This is a genomic window from Streptomyces sp. Je 1-4 4N24, assembly GCF_026239515.1.
Classification (GTDB): Bacteria; Actinomycetota; Actinomycetes; order Streptomycetales; family Streptomycetaceae; genus Streptomyces; species Streptomyces nigrescens.
Genome location: NZ_CP110836.1, coordinates 3,750,251 through 3,766,779, shown reverse-complemented (window position 1 = coordinate 3,766,779; position 16,529 = coordinate 3,750,251). Strand labels below are relative to the sequence as shown.

Sequence of the window (16,529 nt, the reverse complement as noted above, 5' to 3'; positions counted from 1 at the left end):
CTGCCATGGACCGGATCGTCCTGGTGGGCGCGTCGGCCGCGGGGCTCACCGCGGCCGACGCCCTCCGGCGCGAGGGCTTCACCGGGTCGCTGACCCTGGTCGGCGACGAACTGTGGGCCCCCTACGACCGGCCGCCGCTGTCCAAACAGGTGCTGGCCGGCGGCTGGGAACCGGAACGGACCGTGCTGCGCCAGGAGGCGGACCTCCAGCGCCTCAAGCTGGACCTCCGGCTGGGCTGCCGGGCGACCGGGCTGGACCCGGCGGCGCGCACCGTCACCCTGGCCGACGGGGACCGGCTGCGCTACGACGGGCTGCTCCTCGCCACCGGGCTGCGGCCCCGCCGGCTTCCCTTCGGCCATGACCTGGCCGGGGTGCATGTGCTGCGCACGCTCGACGATGCCCTGACGCTGCGGGCGCAGTTGGGGGCCGGGCCCCGGGTCGTGGTGATCGGCGCCGGCTTCCTCGGCAGCGAGATCGCCGCCACCGCACGGGGCCTCGGCCTCGACGTCACGCTCGTCGACACCGAGCCCACCCCGCTGGCCCGGCAGGCCGGCACCTGGGTGGGCGGGCTGGTGGCGGACCTGCACCGGGACCACGGGGTCCGGCTCCACCTGGGGCGCGGCGTCACCGACGTGACCGGCGCGCGCGGCCGGGTCACCGCCGTACTGCTCGACGACGGCACCCGGCTGCCCGCCGACGTGGTCGTGGTCGCGATCGGCTCGGTGCCGGCCGTGGACTGGCTGGCCGGCTCCGGCCTCCCTCTGGGGGACGGGGTGCGCTGCGACAGCCACTGCCGGGCGGCGCCCGGGGTGTACGCGGCAGGAGACGTGGCCAACTGGCCGGATCCGGCCACCGGCGGCCGCGTCCGCCTCGAACAGCGCATGAACGCCACCGAGCAGTCCCGCGCCGCCGTCAGGAACCTTCTCGCCGGCCCCGGGGACGCCGTGCCCTACACGCCGGTCCCGTTCGGCTGGACCGATCAGTACGACGCCAAGATCCAGTTCCATGGCCGCTGCCCCGCCGACGCCCAGGTGGAGTGCGTGGACGGCGATCCACGGGCCCGCCGCTTTGTCGCGCTCTACCGTCTCCACGGCCGTGTGGTGGGCGCGCTCGGCTGGAACAGCGCCCGCGCCCTGCGCGAGTACCGCGGCCACATCGGCACGGCCGGCCCGGTGAAGGCCGGTTAGTACGCCGCTTCGGCGTGGCGCGATACGGGCGCGGACGTGGCTCGATACGGGCGCGGGGGCCGCGCTCAGGGGACCCGGTTCGCCCGCGGGGACGCGCGGGCGAACCGGAGGAGCGGCCCGGCGGGAAGAACGGGAGGCATGAACGGAAGAACGGGCGGCGTGAACGGGCGGCGTGAACTGGAGGAGTGAAGAGGCCCGTCGGGGAGGGAATTCGGCGGGCCGGTGGGGCCGGACCGGCGTAAGTTCACCGCCATGGTGACTTCGATGACACAGGTGGACTACGAGCGGCGGATGGCGCGGGCCGGCCGGGCCGCCGCCGATGCCGGACTGGCCGGGCTGATCGTGACGCCGGGTCCGGATCTGACGTGGCTGTGCGGCTACCGGCCGACCGCGGTCACCGAGCGGCTGACCGCCCTGGTGATCGAGCCGGGGCGGCGCTCGCGGCTGCTGGTGCCCGTACTGGAGTACCCGGATGCGGAGTACTCCCCGGGGGCCTGGGCGATGGAGGTGTCGGGGTGGACCGACGGTTCGGACCCGTATGCCGAGGTCGCCAAGTGGATGGACCCACAGGGGCGTTACGGGATGTCCGACTCGACCTGGGCGATGCATCTGCTGGGGCTCCAGCGGTCGGTGCCGGGGAGCGGATACGCCGCGCTGACCGAGGTGCTGCCGATGCTGCGCGCCGTCAAGGACGCCCATGAGGTGGAGCTGCTGGCCGCGGCCGGGGCCGCCGCCGACGCGACGTACGAGGACATCCTGACCGTCCGCTTCGGCGGGCGGCGGGAGTCCGAGGTGGCGGCCGATCTGGTGCGGCTGCTGACCGAGCACGGGCACAGCCAGGTGGACTTCACGATCGTGGGGTCGGGCCCCAACGGCGCCAACCCGCACCACGAGGCCGGCGAGCGGGTCATCGAGGACGGGGACATGGTCGTGCTCGACTTCGGTGGCCTCAAGAACGGCTACGGGTCGGACACGACGCGGACCGTGCACGTCGGGGAACCGGGCGCCGAGGAGCGCAAGGTGCACGACATCGTGCGGCAGGCGCAGCAGGCGGCGTTCGAGGCGGTGCGGCCGGGCATCGCGTGCCAGGACGTCGACCGGGTGGCCAGGAAGGTGATCAAGGCCGCGGGGTACGGCGAGTACTTCATCCACCGGACCGGGCACGGCATCGGGGTGACCACCCATGAGCCGCCGTATCTGGTCGAGGGCGAGCATCTGCCGTTGGTGCCCGGGATGTGCTTCTCGATCGAGCCGGGGATCTATCTGCCGGGCCGGTTCGGGGTGCGGATCGAGGACATCGTGACCTGCACGGAGTCCGGCGGCCGACGGCTGAACCAGACGGCGCGGGAGATGGCGGTGGTGCGGTAGGGGGCGTTGGGGGGAGCGCTGTGGGGGTGGTGCTGTAGGGGCGGGCGGTCCGTCCCGGGCCTCGCCCGGCCGGCCTGCCTGACCTCGCCCCGTATGGCGTCCAACCCCGCCCCGTACGGCGTCCAATCCCGCCCCGTACGGCGTTCAACCCCGCCCAGCCGCCGCGGAGTTGCGCCCTACGGCACCAGGACGACCTTGCCCATCGTGGCGCGGGACTCCAGCGCCCGGTGGGCGGCCGCGGCCTCGGCCAGGGGGAAGCGCTGGACCGCCGGTACCAGCCGGCCCGCCGCGGCCTCCGCCAGGGCCGCGGTCTCCAGGGTGCGGAGCGGGTTGTCGCCACCGGCCCTGACCAGCATCGGCGGGCCGAGGACCTGCTCCGACGTGATCCCGCGCGCCGTCAGCTCGACCTCCGCGAACTCCAGCGGACCGCCGGTGAGGAGACCTCCGGAGGACCACCCGAAGACCAGATGACGGCCCCCTTTGGCGAGCAGATCCACCGCCGCGCGTCCGGGGGCACCGCCGACCGAGTCGAATACGAGGGTGGCGCCGGGCGCGCCCAGGCCGTCGAGGAACGCCCTGACCAGGGACGGCCAGCCGTCGCGGGTGTAGTCGACGGCGAGGTCGGCGCCCAGTTCACGGACGCGTGCCACCTTGGCGGCGCCGCCGGCCAGGCCGATGACCGTGGCGCCGGTGTTCTTGGCGTGCTGGACGAGCAGGGAGCCGATGCCGCCGGCGGCCGCGGGGACGAGCGCGATGTCGTCGCCGGTGAGGCCGGCGAAGAGCAGGATGCCCATGGTGGTGCGGCCGGTGCCGATCATGGCGACGGCCTGGCCCGCGTCCAGGTTCTCGGGGATCGCGTGCAGCCGGTCGGCGGCGACGACGGCGCGTTCGGCGTAGCCGCCGGGGACCATGCCGAGGTGGGCGACGACGCGCCGGCCGAGCCAGTCGGGGTCGGTGCCCTCACCGAGCGCCTCGACCGTGCCGGCGACTTCCCGTCCGGGCACGGTCGGCAGCTCGGGGAGCGGCGCCGGCCCGCCCGTTCGGCCCTCGCGCAGGGCGGTGTCCAGGAGGTGGACGCCGGCCGCCGCCACCGCAACACGGACCTCTCCGGGCCCCGGGCGCGGGTCCTCGACCGTCTCGTGGCGGAGGTTCTCCGCGGGGCCGAAGGTGTGCAGCCGGATCGCGTGCATGGCGGTGTCTCCTCGGGGAGTGGGGCCTCGGTGGATGGGGCAACCGCGTGCCACTCTGTTACCTCAAGTTCAGTTGAGGTCAAGGTCGTTCGTGCGACGCGGCGCACCGGGGCGGCCTCCTGCGACGGAAGCGGGTACGTGCCCGGCCGGGACCGGCGCGGGGTGCGCCGTGAGCGGGTACGTGCCCGGCAGGCATCGGGACGGGGTGCGCCGCGAGCTGCCGAACGACCGGAGTCCGGGTGTTTCCGCGTGTTTCCGCAGGTCAGCGCCCATTGTCAGTGGTGTGGTTCACGATGGGGTGTGCAGGCGCGGTGGGGCACGGACGGCTCGGAAGGCGGTGATCGCGTGGCAGGGCGCGGCAAGGAGACGGTGCGGGCGGTGCGGCGGCCGGAGGTGCGCCTTCCGGAGCTGACGGCGTACGACGGCGGCGAGCTGGAGACCGAAGGGGACTACGACGGGCTGGAGTTCGCGGATGCCGACTGGGCCGGGCAGTCGGCGCGCGGCGCACGCTTCATGGACTGCGCGGTGCGGCGGTGCGCGCTGGACGAGACCGTGCTCGGCCGGGCGCGGATCATCGACAGCGTGCTGAGCGGTGTCCGCGGGGTCGGCACGGATCTGTCCCAGGCGTCACTGCGCGATGTGGAGGTGTCGGACGCCCGGCTGGGCGGGACGCAGCTGCACGGGGCGGTGCTGGAGCGGGTCGTGGTGCGTGGCGGGAAGATCGACTTCCCGAATCTGCGGCAGGCCAAGCTGCGGGATGTCGCCTTCGAAGGGTGTGTGCTGGTCGAGGCGGACTTCGCGGGGGCGCAGCTGGAGCGGGTGACGTTCGACGGCTGCACCCTGACGCGGGTGGATTTCTCCGAGGCGCGGATGAAGGACGTCGATCTGCGGGGCGCCGACGCGCTGGACATCGCCCGGGGGGTCGACCGGCTCTCTGGCGCGGTGATCAGCGCTGCCCAACTCCTGGATCTGGCCCCGGCGTTCGCGGCACAGATTGGAGTACGGGTGGAGTGAGGGGGCGGCTCGGGCGGCGAGTCCGGATGGGGGTGGGGTGGGCTTGGGGCCGGGGATGCGGCGTGGAGGCGGGTCGGCGTGTGGGGGGGCGGCGTGGAGCCCGTTCCGGGGCGCGGGGGTCTGCCCAGCGGTCAGACGCGGGGGAAGCGGGCCTGGAGGTCCCAGATGGCGGGGTTGTCGCCGAGGCCGTCGTGCATATCGGTGAGGTCGGCGATCAGGTCGTGCAGAAAGTCGCGGGCCTCGCGGCGCAGCGCGGAGTGGTTGAAGGTGAGCGGGGCCTCGTCGGCGGGCATCCAGTCGGCGTCGACGTCCACCCACCCGAAGCGGCGCTCGAAGAAGATCCGGTCGGCGGACTCGGTGAAGTCCAGCTCGGCGTGGACCGGACGGGCGGAGCGGTTGCCCCGGGGGTCGGTGTCGAGCTGCTCGACGATGTCGCACAGCGCCCAGGCGAAGTCGAGGACCGGCACCCAGCCCCAGGCCGTGGAGAGCTCGCGGTCCGTCTTCGTGTCGGCGAGATAGACGTCGCCGCAGAAGAGGTCATGGCGCAGCGTGCGCACGTCCGCGGTCCGGTAGTCCGTCTGTGGCGGATCCGGGAAACGGCGGGAGAGGGAGTAGCCGACGTCGATCACACCTAGATGGTGTCACGCGGTGCGAAGCCGCCGTCCGGTGCGTCCGGTACTTCCGGGGCCGTCCGGTCAGGGCACCAGCCGCTGCTCCCTGGCGACGGAGACCGCGGCGGTCCGGGAGTTCACACCGAGCTTTTCGTAGAGCAGGCCCAGCTGCGTTTTGACCGTGGCCTCGCTGGTGGCGAGCGCACGGGCGATCTCGCGGATGCTCAGCCCGCGGGCGAGCCGGCGAAGGATGTCGAGCTCCCGGTCGGTGAGGGTGGGGAGCGGGCTGCGCATCTGGGCCAGGACGCGATGGGCGACCGGCGCGGCCGGCGTGCTGTGGCCCTCGGCCGCGGCCCGGATCGCGGCGAACAGTTCCTCCGGCCGCTCGGCCTTGAGGAGATGTCCCGCGGCGCCGGCGTCGAGGGCGCGGGCGATGTCGGCGTCGGTGTCGTAGTCGGTCAGCACGAGGACATGGGGGGAGCCGGGGGCATCGGGGCGGGCGATGCGCCGGGTGGCCTCGACACCGTCGATACCGGAGCCGAGCTGGAGGTCCATCAGGACGACGTCGGGCCGGAGTGCGGCGGCCAGGGCCACGGCCTCCTCGCCGCTCGTGGCCTCGCCGATGACCTCGATGCCGGGGGCGCCGCTGAGCAGGGCGAGCAGCCCCGCGCGTACGACGGCATGGTCGTCGCAGAGCAGCACGCCTACAGGAGCGTGTGCGGGTTCGGCGGCGTATGGGCTCATGGGCTGCGCTCCAGGAGGACGGCCGACGGGACGGTGCCCCTAGTCGGCGCCGCTTCCATGGTGCCCTCACCGAGCCGTTCGCGCAGACCGGCGCCCCGCAGCCCCGACGCCGCCCGCCCCCAGGCCCTACGCGCTGGTCAGCACCCGCGGCCCCTCAGCCGTCACCGCCACTGTGTGTTCGAAGTGGGCGGCGCGGGAGGTGTCCGCGGTACGCAGGGTCCAGCCGTCGCCGGCCGCGTAGTAGTCGTTCTTGCCGCCGGCCAGGAACATCGGCTCGATGGCGAGGACCAGGCCGTGGCGGAGGATCATGCCGCGGCGCGGGCGGCCCTCGTTGGGGACCGCCGGGTCCTCGTGCATCTGCCGGCCGATGCCGTGTCCGCCGAAGTCTTCGGGGATGCCGTAGCCGGCGGCGCGCCCGACGCTGCCGATCGCATGGGAGATATCGCCGATCCGGGCGCCGACCACGGCCGCCGCGATGCCCGCCTCCAGCGCCCGCCGGGTGGTGTCCATGAGCCGCTGGTCCTCGGGTCGGGCGGTGCCGACCGTGAAGCTGAGGGCCGCGTCGCCGGCCCAGCCGTCCACCAGGGCGCCGCAGTCGACGCTCACCAGGTCGCCGTCGCGCAGCCGCGTCCCGTCCGGGATGCCGTGCACGATCGCGTCGTTGACGGAGACACAGAGGACGGCGGGGAACGGGGTGGGGGCGAAGGACGGGCGGTAGCCGAGGAACGGTGAGTCGGCACCGGCCTCGCGCAGAACCGTACGGGCGACCTCGTCCAGGTCCCGCAGCCGGACACCCGGTTCGGCCGCCGCCCGCGCCGCCTCCAGCGCGTCGGCGACGACCCGGCCGGCCACCCGCATCGCGTCCAGTCCCGCATCCGTCTTGATCTCCACCATGTTCCCGACCTCCTGCTCACAGCCGCCCGCGTCGCGCCCCGGCGACGGCGGGCGGTATTTATTTACCGGTATTTCTTTACCGGTATTAGTATCACGAGCATGGTGCGAACCCCTCTGACCCCTCGGGAACGTGAACGCGGTGAGCGGCTCGGCGCGCTGCTGCGGACGGCGCGCGGCGAGCGGAGCATGGTCGAGGTCGCGGCGACGGCAGGGCTGTCCGCCGAGACGCTGCGGAAGATCGAGACCGGCCGGGCGCCGACACCGGCGTTCTTCACGATCGCCGCGCTGGCCGGGGCGCTCGGGCTGTCGCTGGACGAGGTGGCGGCACTGGCCACCCCACCCGAAGCGCCCGCGGGCGCGGCCGCCTGAGCGAGGCGGCCTGAACGAGGCCGCGCGGCGCCCACCGGCTGCCGTGCGGCTACCGCCGTGCGCCCTCCGCCCTCACGAGGCCCCCACGCACCAAGACCCCAAACGCGCCGAGGGCCGGCCCCCATGGGGAACCGGCCCTCCGTTGCGCTGGCTGCGCCAGGATGCAGATCTGGCTCAGACGTTGACGCCGAAGTCCTGCGCGATGCCGACGAGGCCCGACGCGTAACCCTGGCCAACGGCGCGGAACTTCCACTCCGCGCCGTTGCGGTACAGCTCACCGAAGACCATGGCGGTCTCGGTGGCGGCGTCCTCGCTGAGGTCGTAGCGGGCGATCTCGGTGCCGCCGGCCTGGTTGAGGATGCGGATGAAGGCGTTCCGCACCTGGCCGAAGTTCTGGCTGCGGTTCTCGGCGTCGTAGATCGAGACCGGGAAGACGATCTTGTCGATGTCGGCCGGCAGCGCCGCGAGGTTGACGTTGATCTGCTCGTCGTCGCCCTCGCCCTGGCCGGTGACGTTGTCACCCGTGTGCACGATCGACTGGTCCGGCGTCGCCTTGTTGTTGAAGAAGACGAAGTGCTGGTCGGAGAAGACCTTGCCGCTCGGGTTGACCGCGATCGCGCTCGCGTCGAGGTCGAAGTCCGTGCCGGTGGTCGTGCGGACGTCCCAGCCGAGGCCGACCGTGACGGCGGTCAGGCCCGGTGCCTCCTTGGTGAGGGAGACGTTGCCGCCCTTGGACAGGCTTACAGCCATGGGATGTCCCTTTCCTTGTCGACTCGTCGAAGCGTCGGGCTCCGTACTGCGCACGAAGCTACCGTCACCCACCACAACGCCATGAGGGGACCTTCAGGTTCCTGCAGTCTTTACTCTCTTTGCCGAATTCTGATGTGAACGCTCTGCGCGGACCCCGAAAAGCGGGTGACGGGGCCGTGCGCGGCGCGGGATCATAGGACCCATGTCCGGGCCTTATGTCATCCGCGGTTCGGTCGTCCTTCCAGAGGCCGAGCTCGTCTGGCGTTTCTCGCGCTCCTCAGGTCCGGGCGGCCAACACGTCAATACCAGCGACAGCCAGGTCGAGCTGCGCTTCGACCTCGACAAGACGCAGGCGCTGCCGCCGGTGTGGAAGGAGCGCGCCCTGGAGCGGCTGGCGGGCCGATTGATCGACGGCGTGCTGTCCGTACGGGCCTCCGAGCACCGCTCGCAGTGGCGCAACCGCGAGACCGCCGCCGTCCGGCTGGCCGCGCTGCTCGCCGAGGCCACCGCCCCGCCGCCCAAGCCGCGCCGTAAGTCACGGATTCCACGGGGCATCAACGAGCGGCGGCTGCGCGAGAAGAAGCAGCGTGGCGACACCAAGCGCGGCCGCTCGGGCCGCGACTGGGGCTGACCGCCACCGCCGCCCCCGGCCTCACCCCAACTGGTGGTACTTCCCCCGGAAGTACGTCAGCGGCCCGTCGTCCTCGTTCGGGATCGACGTGGCCAGGACGCGTGCGATGACCAGCGTGTGGTCGCCGGCCACGACCCGCTGCTCGGTACGGCACTCCAGGGTCGCCAGCGCACCCCCGATGAGGGGAGCACCGGACGCTTCGCCCCGTACGAACGGAATGTCCTCGAAGAGCAGCCGGTCGCTGATGCGGCCCTTCATGGCGAATCGTCCGGCGATCTGCCGCTGGTGTCCCGACAGTACCGACACGGCCCAGTCGGGCTGCAGCTCCAGCAGATCGTCCATCCGTGAGTCGTTGCGAACGCTCACCATCACCAGCGGCGGGTCGAGCGACACCGACAGGAAGGCCGTGGCGGTCATCCCGACGTCCTCGCCGTGCGGCCCGCTGTCCGGGTCGTGGGCGGTGATCAGCACCACGCCGGCGGCCAGGCGGGACAGGGCGGCACGGAACTCGTCGTCACTCACCCCAACAGCATGCGGGATCGGCGCGTCGCCCGGCACGGAAGCGAGGGCGACGGCGGGTACGGGGTGGGCGACGGGCCCGGAGGCCGCCGCATCGGCAGGAGTCTTCGTGAACACGCCATAAACGCTAACTTCGGCCGGCCGTGATGCGCATCGGACCCGGGGACCACGCGCGTCCTAGGTCTGACGGCGGAGGACCGAAAGGCTCGGAATTTGCGTTCAGTAAGTGTAGAAAGAGTGAAGGCGCGCTCCCGTGGCGGTTTTATGGAAGATCGCCAACCGTCCTTCATTGTTTGTGACTTGAGTCACAGCAGGCGCTAATTGTTGACCCTGTGTACCGAGTGAACAGCTCACTGTGATTCAGTGAGCGTGGAATCGGACGACAAGAAATCGTGGAGTTTGCTGTCGAGGTCTCAGGGAGAGCGAGCGATGGAGACCGAGTCGGAGCCATACGTCCGTCTTGCGACCCTGCGGCAGCTGCACCAAGTGGTCGCCGAGCTGAATACCGCACGTAGCCTCGCGGACACCTTGCAGACCGTCGCCGACGGCGTGATCACCGGGCTCGGCTACGAGCTGGCCGCGGTCAATCTCGTCCGTCCCGACGGCGATCTCGTCGTCGCCGCGGTCGCCGGCAGTGCGGGCGCCGAGGCGCTCATGGCCGGACGCGTCGGCTCCCGCGCCTCCTGGGAGCGCCGGCTGTCCATGGGCGAGCGCTGGGGCGACCTGTGCTTCATCTCGCACACCGAGGGCTGGGTGCTCGATGACGACGACGTACCCCAGTGGCACACGGCCGGACCCGCGCCCCGGTTCCCCGACGAGTGGCACCCCATGGACCGCCTCTTCGCGCCCATGTACACCGCGGCGAACGGCGGCGGCGAGCTGCTCGGCGTGATCTCCGTCGACCGGCCGCGCAACGGCCGGCGGCCCGGGCCCTGGGGCCAGGAAGCCCTGCAGATGTACGCCTTCCAGTCCGCCATCGCGATCAGCAACGCCCGGCTGCGGGCCAACATGCAGCGCGCACTGGTCCGGCTGGAGCGCGAGCAGCAGGCGCTGCGCGCCAGCGAGGAGAGCTTCCGGCAGGCGTTCGAGTACGCGCCGAGCGGGATGGCCGTGGCCGAGATGGGCGGTGACCAGCACGGACGGCTGCTCCGCACCAACGATGCGCTGTGCCGGCTGCTGGGCCGCCCGGCCTCCGGGATGCGCCGCTACTCCTTCTCCGACCTCGTCCACCCCGAGGACATCGGCACCCTGCTGCGGACCTCCGCCGAGGGCGGCCGCGCCGAGCTGCGGCTGGCCCGCCGGGACGGCACCTATGTGTGGGTCTCGCTGCGCAACTCCGTCGTCGCCGACACCACCGACGGCCCCCGCTTCCTGCTCACCCACGTCGAGGACATCGAGGAGCGCAAGCGGCACGAGCTGCAGCTCGCCCACCGCGCCAGCCACGATTCGCTGACCGGGCTGCCCAACAGCGCCGAGCTGCGGGCCCGGCTCGGCGCCCGGCTGTGCTCCCGCCCGCCCGGCTCGATGGCGGACGCCTACGCCTCCTCGGGCACCCTCAGCGTCGATCCCCGCGATCCGCATGGCTTCCGGCCGGACGCGAAGGAGCCCTTCGACGGGCTCGACGGCTTCGAGGGCGGGCCCCCGCCCCCGTTCGACCACCATGTCCATCTCGTCGCCCCCGCGGACGGGCCGGCCGACGACGGCTCCAAGGGGCTCGCGGTCCTCTTCTGCGACCTCGACGGCTTCAAGTCGATCAACGACCGCTTCGGGCACAACACCGGCGATGCGGTGCTGATAGAGGTCGCCCGCCGGCTGACCAGCGGGGTCCGGGACGGCGACACGGTCGCCCGGCTCGGCGGCGACGAGTTCGTGGTGCTCGCCGACGGGCTCGGCACCGCCGACGCCCAGGACCTGGCGGTCCGGCTGCGGAACGCGATCATCCCGCCGATCCGGGTGGAGGGCCGCGCGGTCCGGGTGGGCGCCAGCTTCGGCATCGGCTGGGCGAGCTGCGGGATGTCGGCCGAGGAAGTGCTGGAGTCGGCCGATCAGCGGATGTACGTCGAAAAGCGCTCCCGCTCGAAGGCGAACCGGCGGGCCGCGGGCTGAGCGGCCGGTGCTCCGCGGTGACGGCCGGTGCTCCGCCGCGACGGCCGGTGCCCCGCCGCGGCGGGCGGGCCGGTGCCGCGACGGCCGGGCGGGCGCGATGCCGCGTATCTCACACCGGGCGCGCTCCGGGCCCCGCACCAGCAGTTCACCGATCCGTAGCGATCTTGTGGCCCTCCGGGCACGGTGTGCGCAGGCCGCGACGGGGTAGGCTGCGCCGATGCGGCGCGGCGCCGCCGGGGGCCCGAAAGACAGTTCGCGCAATGAAGCCTGCGGACGCGTAGAGACGCGTACAGACGCGCACAGATCGCTTGGGAGTGACACGGAATGACGGCCGGCAACAACGGCGCGGACACGCCGGAGAACGACGACCCGTTCGCCTACCTCTACCGCGCGGAAGGCGGCGAGGGCGGCGCTCAGGGCTCGGCGGGCGACGGTGCGGCGCCGCGGCAGCCGGGGGTCCCGCGTACGTCCTACAACCAGGTGCGCGCGGTCGGCCAGCGCCAGTACGGCCAGCAGGCTCCGCAGCAGGTGACGTACGGGCAGCAGAACGCCCACTACGCCGCGCCGGAAACTCTGCCCGGCGGCGACCGCACGCGCTCCGCCCCGGCCCCGGGCAACGGCGGCCAGGAGCCGCGCCGCGGCCGCAACGGCCTGCTGATCGGCGCCGTCGCCGTGGTCGCGGTGGTCTGCATAGGCATCGGCGTCGCGATGTTCACCAACGGAATGGGCTCCAAGGACGACAACGCGGGCAAGCCGGGACCGACGGCCGGGGACACGGTCAAGCCCAGCGATGCGCCGACCAGCAAGCCGTCGGCCGGTGAACTCCCGAAGGGGGAGGCGGGCAGCCTGCGCCTGGAGGGGGGCCCGACGACCGCCAAGGAAATCGAGGGTGCCCGCTCGGCGAGTGGCGTGTATGTCGCCGGGTTCAACCAGGTGGGCGCGAAGGTGCAGTGGACCCTGGAGGCCCCGCAAGAGGGCGACTACCGGCTGTACGTGCGCTACGGCATCCCCGGTGAAGACGCCAACGCGACCCTTACGGTCAACAGCAAGCCGAACGGCCAGCCCCTCGGCATGAAGAACTTCATCCACTCCCCGAAGGGGGACTGGGAGAAGGGCTGGCAGACGACGTGGGCCCCGGTCACCCTGAACAAGGGGACCAACGTCATCGAGCTCTCGTGCGCGCAGGGCAATCAGTGCAATGCCAACCTCGACCAGCTCTGGCTGCAGCGGGGCGCCAAGAAGTAGGACGCGGCCGGCGGCGTTGTCCGAAAGCGATCATTTCCCGGGATCGTGGCCGAGATATCGGTTGCCCCGGCCACAAGATCAAGTTCGGATGGGGTGGTAACAGCCACCTGATCTGAGGAGATCACATATGAAGATGCGCGCTATGGCGCTGACCGGTGCCGCATTGCTGGCCGCGCTGCCGCTCACTGCGGGAACAGCCGACGCCGCTGCCAAGTGCCCGAAGGGCAACATCTGCGGTTGGGCGAAGCCGAACTTTGGGGGCCATGCGTACTCCATCATCAGCCCCCCGACAGGGTGCAACGGATTCGACGGCGATGTGCGGTCTGTGTCCAACCAGAACAGGCACCGGGTGACCTTCTACAGCGACAGCGGGTGCTACGGCAAGCACTTCGACCTGACCAAGGGCCACTACTCGGCCAAGACCCCGTGGCCGGTCAAGAGCATCGCCGTCTGGGGATGATGGCGTGGCGGCTGGAGCATCCGCACGAAAGTGGCCCGGCCGCCCCCTCAGGCCACCGCCGGATGATCCGTCACCACCACGCGTGACAGCAGCTCCTCATAGGTAGCCGCGTCGAACTCGCCCGCTGCCGGTGCCCGTACGGTCGCCGCGGACAGGGCCACCGCGCGGGTCAGGCGGTCCGGCCAGGGCAACTCCTCGACCAGGCCCGACAGCAGGCCGGCCACGGCCGAATCGCCGGCGCCGGTCGGGTTGCCGGCGATCCGCCGCGGTGGGGCGGCCTGCCAGGCGCCGTCGGCGGTCACCGCGAGCATGCCGTCCGGGCCCAGTGAGGCGGCCACCGCATGGGCGCCGCGGCGGCGGGCGTCGCGGGCGGCGCGCAGCGGTTCGGTGCTGCCGGTGAGCGCGGCGAGTTCATCGGCGTTGGGCTTGGCGAGATCGGGGCGGGCGGCCAGCCCGCGGCGCAGCGGTTCGCCGCTGGTGTCGAGGAGGACCGGGACGCCGGCGCTGCGCGCGGCGCGGGTGAGGCGGGCGTAGACGTCGACCGGGACGCCCGGCGGGAGGCTGCCGCAGAGCGCCACCGCCCGTGCCTCGGCGAGCAGTTCGCGGTAGGTGCCGAGGAAGGTGTCCCACTCGGCGGGCGAGACGACCGGGCCCGGTTCGTTGAGCTGGGTGGTGTCTCCGGTGGCCGCGTCGGCGACGGCGACCGTGCGGCGGGTGGCGCCGCCGACCGGGACCAGCGCGTCGGCGACCTCGGTCTCCGCGAGCAGTGCGCGCAGCGCCGCGCCGGTGCCACCGCCCGCGAAGCCGGTGGCGACCGTACGGTGGCCGAGCGCGGCCAGCACCCGGGCGACGTTCAGGCCCTTGCCGCCGGGGCGTTCGGACACTTCCGTGATCCGGTTCGTGGTGTGCGGGTGGAGCCGGGGCACGCGGTAGGTGATGTCCAGGGCGGCGTTCAGCGTGACCGTAAGGATCATGGTCGCCCCTCCGGGCAGTCATGGCCGGGCGGCCGGGCGTCGGGCAACCGCGATCGGCGGTGGCATGCGGACAAGTGCGCGAGCGATCATGCCATCGTCGGTGGTGGTTGGCCCAGACCCGGTTCCGCCGCCCTGGGGGCCCACGGCCTGTAGGAGGGGCGGCCGTCCACGGTCCCGGTGCGCGGGCGGAGCCTCAGGCGCCCTTCGGGCGCACCAGCCACTCGCCCCGGCGCATGACGCCCACGACGTCGTATGACGCGTCCAGCACCACCAGGTCGGCGTCCTTGCCGGTCTGCAGGGAACCGGCCCGGTCCGCGATGCCCAAAAGGCGGGCAGGGTTGGCCGAAAGTGCCTGTACGGCCTGGTCGACCGTCAGGCCGTCGAGGGTGACGGCGCGTTTGAAGGCGCGGTCCAGGGTGAGGGTGGAGCCGGCGATCGAACCGGCCGTGGGGCCTTCGCTGATGCGCGCGACGCCGTACCTGACCTCGACCTGCATCGGGCCGAGCGGATACATCCCGTCGTTCATACCGGCCGCGCCCATCGCGTCGGTGATGAACGCGACCCGCTCGGCGCCCGCCTCACGGACCGCCAGTTGCAGGACCGCGGGGTGCAGGTGGGTGCCGTCGTTGATGAGCTCGACGGTGACCCGCTCGTCCTCCAGGAGCGCGGCGATCGGGCCGGGCGCGCGGTGGCCCAGTGCGGGCATCGCGTTGAAGAGGTGGGTGGCGACGGTGGCGCCCGCGTCGATGGCCTCGCGGGTGGCGTCGTAGGAGGAGTCGGTGTGGCCGACGGCGGCGATCACCCCCGCGTCGGCGAGCAGCCGTACGGACGCCAGGCCGCCGGGCAGTTCGGGGGCGACGGTCATCATCGACGCGGTGCCGCGCGCGGCGTCGAGGAGCTTGCGGACGTCGGCCGGGTCCGGGTCGCGCAGCAGCTCCGGCTGGTGGGCGCCGCAGCGGTGCGGGGAGATGAACGGGCCCTCGAAGTGGATACCGGTCAGCTCGCCCTGCTGCACCAGTTCGGCGAGCACCGCGGCCTGCCGGGCGAGGTCGGGCAGCTCACCGGTGACGGTGGAGGCGACCATCGAGGTGGTGCCGTGCCGGCGGTGGGTCTCGACGACCCTCAGGCACTCCTCGGGGTCGGCGGACGAGAACGAGCCACCACCGCCGCCATGGACATGCATATCGACGAAGCCGGGGACGATGAGGTGGCCCGTCAGATCCACGACACTGCCGGACACCCCCTCGGCCAGATCGAGGTCCCGGCTGTGGACATCGCCGATCCGACCGCCCTCGACGGTGATCCGGCCGCGCTCGACCACGCCGGACGGCCGGGCGATCCGGGCGCCGGCCAGGATGGTGCGCGGGGTGTCCGAGGGCCGCTGCGCGGACTGTTGCTGTGCCATCAGGCGGTTACCTCCGTGGAGAGAAGATCCCGGGCGAGCAGTCCTGCGCCCAGGCACCCGGCGGCGTCCCCGAGGGCCGCCGGAACGATCGAGGGGAGCCGCTGGAACGTAACGCGCCGGCGGACCGCTTCCCGCAGAGGTGTGAAGAGCGTGTCGCCCGCCTCGGCGAGCCCGCCGCCGATGATCAGCGTCTGCGGATCGAGCAGGGTGAGGCCGGTGACCAGACCGTCGGCGAGGGCGTCCACGGCGCGCTGCCACACGGTCTGCGCCCGCGCGTCGCCGGACGCCACGGCCTTGGCCGCGTCCGACGCGTTGGCCTGCGGATCGCCGCAGGCCGCTGCCCAGTCACGGCCGACCGCGGCGGCCGAGGCCAGCGTCTCCAGGCAGCCGCGCTGCCCGCAGCCGCACTCGCGCCCGCCGGGCCGTACGACGATGTGGCCGATCTCTCCGGCGCTGCCGTGCGCACCGGCCTCGATCCGGCCGCCGATACCGATGGCGCCCGCGATCCCGGTGCCCAGGGGGACGAACAGGAACCGGTCGGCGTCCCGGCCCGCGCCGATCCGGCCCTCGGCCAGGCCGCCGGTGCGGACGTCATGGCCGAGCGCGACCGGTACCCCGCCCAGCCGCTCGGACAGCAGGGCCCGCATCGGGACGTCCCGCCAGCCGAGGTTCGCGGCGTAGACGGCGGTGCCGGAGCGCTCGTCGACGATGCCGGGGACCGCGACGCCGGCCGCCGCCGCGGGGGCGCCGTAGCGGGCGGTGCCGAGGTCACGGAGCTCGGCGGCGAAGCCGAGGACGGCCTCGACCACGGCGTCGGGGCCGCGCTCGCGGCCGGTGGGGCGCCGCGCCTCGTACAGCAGCACAGGAGGTGTGCCCCCGGAGGACGCGGTGTCCACCCCCACGAGGGCGGCCTTCATCCCGGTGCCGCCCACATCCAGGGCGATGACGTGTCTCACGGGAACAGTTTTGCGCGATCCGGCCGGAAAGGTCTAGTCCACTCACCGGGTGATCGGGTCGGACGGGCGGCCGGATGGTCGGTACCGGCGTAAACCGGGGGGTGGT

17 protein-coding genes are annotated in these 16,529 nt (G+C 72.7%); 8 read left to right on the top strand and 9 right to left on the bottom strand.

The window, feature by feature from the left end:
* Positions 1 to 5 precede the first annotated feature (5 nt).
* Positions 6 to 1,187: an NAD(P)/FAD-dependent oxidoreductase gene (locus tag SLV14N_RS16070; protein WP_263273176.1), complete on the top strand. Its 1,182-nt coding sequence runs from the start codon at positions 6 to 8 to the stop codon at positions 1,185 to 1,187.
* A 264-nt stretch (positions 1,188 to 1,451) separates the two neighbouring features.
* Positions 1,452 to 2,555, top strand: coding sequence for an aminopeptidase P family protein (locus tag SLV14N_RS16065; protein WP_208687913.1), 1,104 nt, complete (start codon positions 1,452 to 1,454; stop codon positions 2,553 to 2,555).
* Between the two features lie 176 nt (positions 2,556 to 2,731).
* Here SLV14N_RS16065 and SLV14N_RS16060 read toward each other — a convergent pair whose 3' ends face one another.
* Entirely contained in the window at positions 2,732 to 3,745 is a 1,014-nt protein-coding gene (locus SLV14N_RS16060) for a zinc-binding dehydrogenase (RefSeq protein ID WP_263269787.1), read from the bottom strand.
* Between the two features lie 369 nt (positions 3,746 to 4,114).
* On the opposite strand from SLV14N_RS16060, the gene SLV14N_RS16055 reads away from it, so the two are divergent.
* Entirely contained in the window at positions 4,115 to 4,759 is a 645-nt protein-coding gene (locus tag SLV14N_RS16055) for a pentapeptide repeat-containing protein (RefSeq protein ID WP_263273174.1), read from the top strand.
* A gap of 131 nt (positions 4,760 to 4,890) precedes the next feature.
* Here SLV14N_RS16055 and SLV14N_RS16050 read toward each other — a convergent pair whose 3' ends face one another.
* From SLV14N_RS16050 to map, 3 genes are all read right to left on the bottom strand, one after another.
* Positions 4,891 to 5,388 carry a hypothetical protein gene (locus SLV14N_RS16050; protein ID WP_093645067.1) on the bottom strand — a complete coding sequence of 166 codons (498 nt, stop codon included), beginning with the start codon at positions 5,386 to 5,388 and terminating at the stop codon, positions 4,891 to 4,893.
* Between the two features lie 66 nt (positions 5,389 to 5,454).
* Complete coding sequence (locus SLV14N_RS16045; RefSeq protein WP_208681544.1) at positions 5,455 to 6,114, bottom strand: response regulator transcription factor; 660 nt, start codon at positions 6,112 to 6,114, stop codon at positions 5,455 to 5,457.
* Between the two features lie 126 nt (positions 6,115 to 6,240).
* Entirely contained in the window at positions 6,241 to 7,008 is a 768-nt protein-coding gene (map, locus tag SLV14N_RS16040; RefSeq protein WP_263269784.1) for a type I methionyl aminopeptidase, read from the bottom strand.
* A gap of 99 nt (positions 7,009 to 7,107) precedes the next feature.
* Here map and SLV14N_RS16035 point away from each other — a divergent pair, with 99 nt between their 5' ends.
* Positions 7,108 to 7,377: a helix-turn-helix domain-containing protein gene (locus tag SLV14N_RS16035; RefSeq protein ID WP_208681540.1), complete on the top strand. Its 270-nt coding sequence runs from the start codon at positions 7,108 to 7,110 to the stop codon at positions 7,375 to 7,377.
* 174 nt (positions 7,378 to 7,551) lie between these two features.
* On the opposite strand, the gene SLV14N_RS16030 is transcribed toward SLV14N_RS16035, so the two are convergent.
* Positions 7,552 to 8,127 carry a TerD family protein gene (locus SLV14N_RS16030; protein ID WP_208681538.1) on the bottom strand — a complete coding sequence of 192 codons (576 nt, stop codon included), beginning with the start codon at positions 8,125 to 8,127 and terminating at the stop codon, positions 7,552 to 7,554.
* A 202-nt stretch (positions 8,128 to 8,329) separates the two neighbouring features.
* On the opposite strand from SLV14N_RS16030, the gene arfB reads away from it, so the two are divergent.
* Entirely contained in the window at positions 8,330 to 8,758 is a 429-nt protein-coding gene (arfB, locus tag SLV14N_RS16025) for an alternative ribosome rescue aminoacyl-tRNA hydrolase ArfB (RefSeq protein ID WP_208681537.1), read from the top strand.
* Between the two features lie 21 nt (positions 8,759 to 8,779).
* Here arfB and SLV14N_RS16020 read toward each other — a convergent pair whose 3' ends face one another.
* On the bottom strand, positions 8,780 to 9,394 hold the full coding sequence (locus tag SLV14N_RS16020; RefSeq protein WP_259670333.1) for a flavin reductase family protein: 615 nt from the start codon (positions 9,392 to 9,394) through the stop codon (positions 8,780 to 8,782).
* A gap of 312 nt (positions 9,395 to 9,706) precedes the next feature.
* Between SLV14N_RS16020 and cdgB the strand changes: the two genes are divergently transcribed.
* The 3 genes from cdgB (at position 9,707) to SLV14N_RS16005 (ending at position 13,088) form a co-directional block, all read left to right on the top strand.
* Complete coding sequence (cdgB, locus tag SLV14N_RS16015; RefSeq protein WP_018089741.1) at positions 9,707 to 11,383, top strand: diguanylate cyclase CdgB; 1,677 nt, start codon at positions 9,707 to 9,709, stop codon at positions 11,381 to 11,383.
* A 324-nt stretch (positions 11,384 to 11,707) separates the two neighbouring features.
* Positions 11,708 to 12,628: a carbohydrate-binding protein gene (locus tag SLV14N_RS16010; protein WP_208681535.1), complete on the top strand. Its 921-nt coding sequence runs from the start codon at positions 11,708 to 11,710 to the stop codon at positions 12,626 to 12,628.
* A 127-nt stretch (positions 12,629 to 12,755) separates the two neighbouring features.
* Positions 12,756 to 13,088, top strand: a complete 333-nt coding sequence (locus tag SLV14N_RS16005; RefSeq protein WP_263269781.1) for a peptidase inhibitor family I36 protein — start codon at positions 12,756 to 12,758, stop codon at positions 13,086 to 13,088.
* A gap of 47 nt (positions 13,089 to 13,135) precedes the next feature.
* Here SLV14N_RS16005 and SLV14N_RS16000 read toward each other — a convergent pair whose 3' ends face one another.
* The 3 genes from SLV14N_RS16000 to SLV14N_RS15990 form a co-directional block, all read right to left on the bottom strand.
* Entirely contained in the window at positions 13,136 to 14,062 is a 927-nt protein-coding gene (locus tag SLV14N_RS16000; RefSeq protein ID WP_263269780.1) for a 1-phosphofructokinase family hexose kinase, read from the bottom strand.
* A 193-nt stretch (positions 14,063 to 14,255) separates the two neighbouring features.
* Entirely contained in the window at positions 14,256 to 15,467 is a 1,212-nt protein-coding gene (nagA, locus tag SLV14N_RS15995; RefSeq protein ID WP_263269779.1) for an N-acetylglucosamine-6-phosphate deacetylase, read from the bottom strand.
* A complete protein-coding gene (locus SLV14N_RS15990; protein ID WP_208681529.1) occupies positions 15,467 to 16,423 on the bottom strand; it encodes an ROK family protein in 957 nt (318 codons plus the stop codon). The genes nagA and SLV14N_RS15990 overlap by 1 nt, the downstream gene beginning before the upstream one ends.
* Positions 16,424 to 16,529 lie beyond the last annotated feature (106 nt).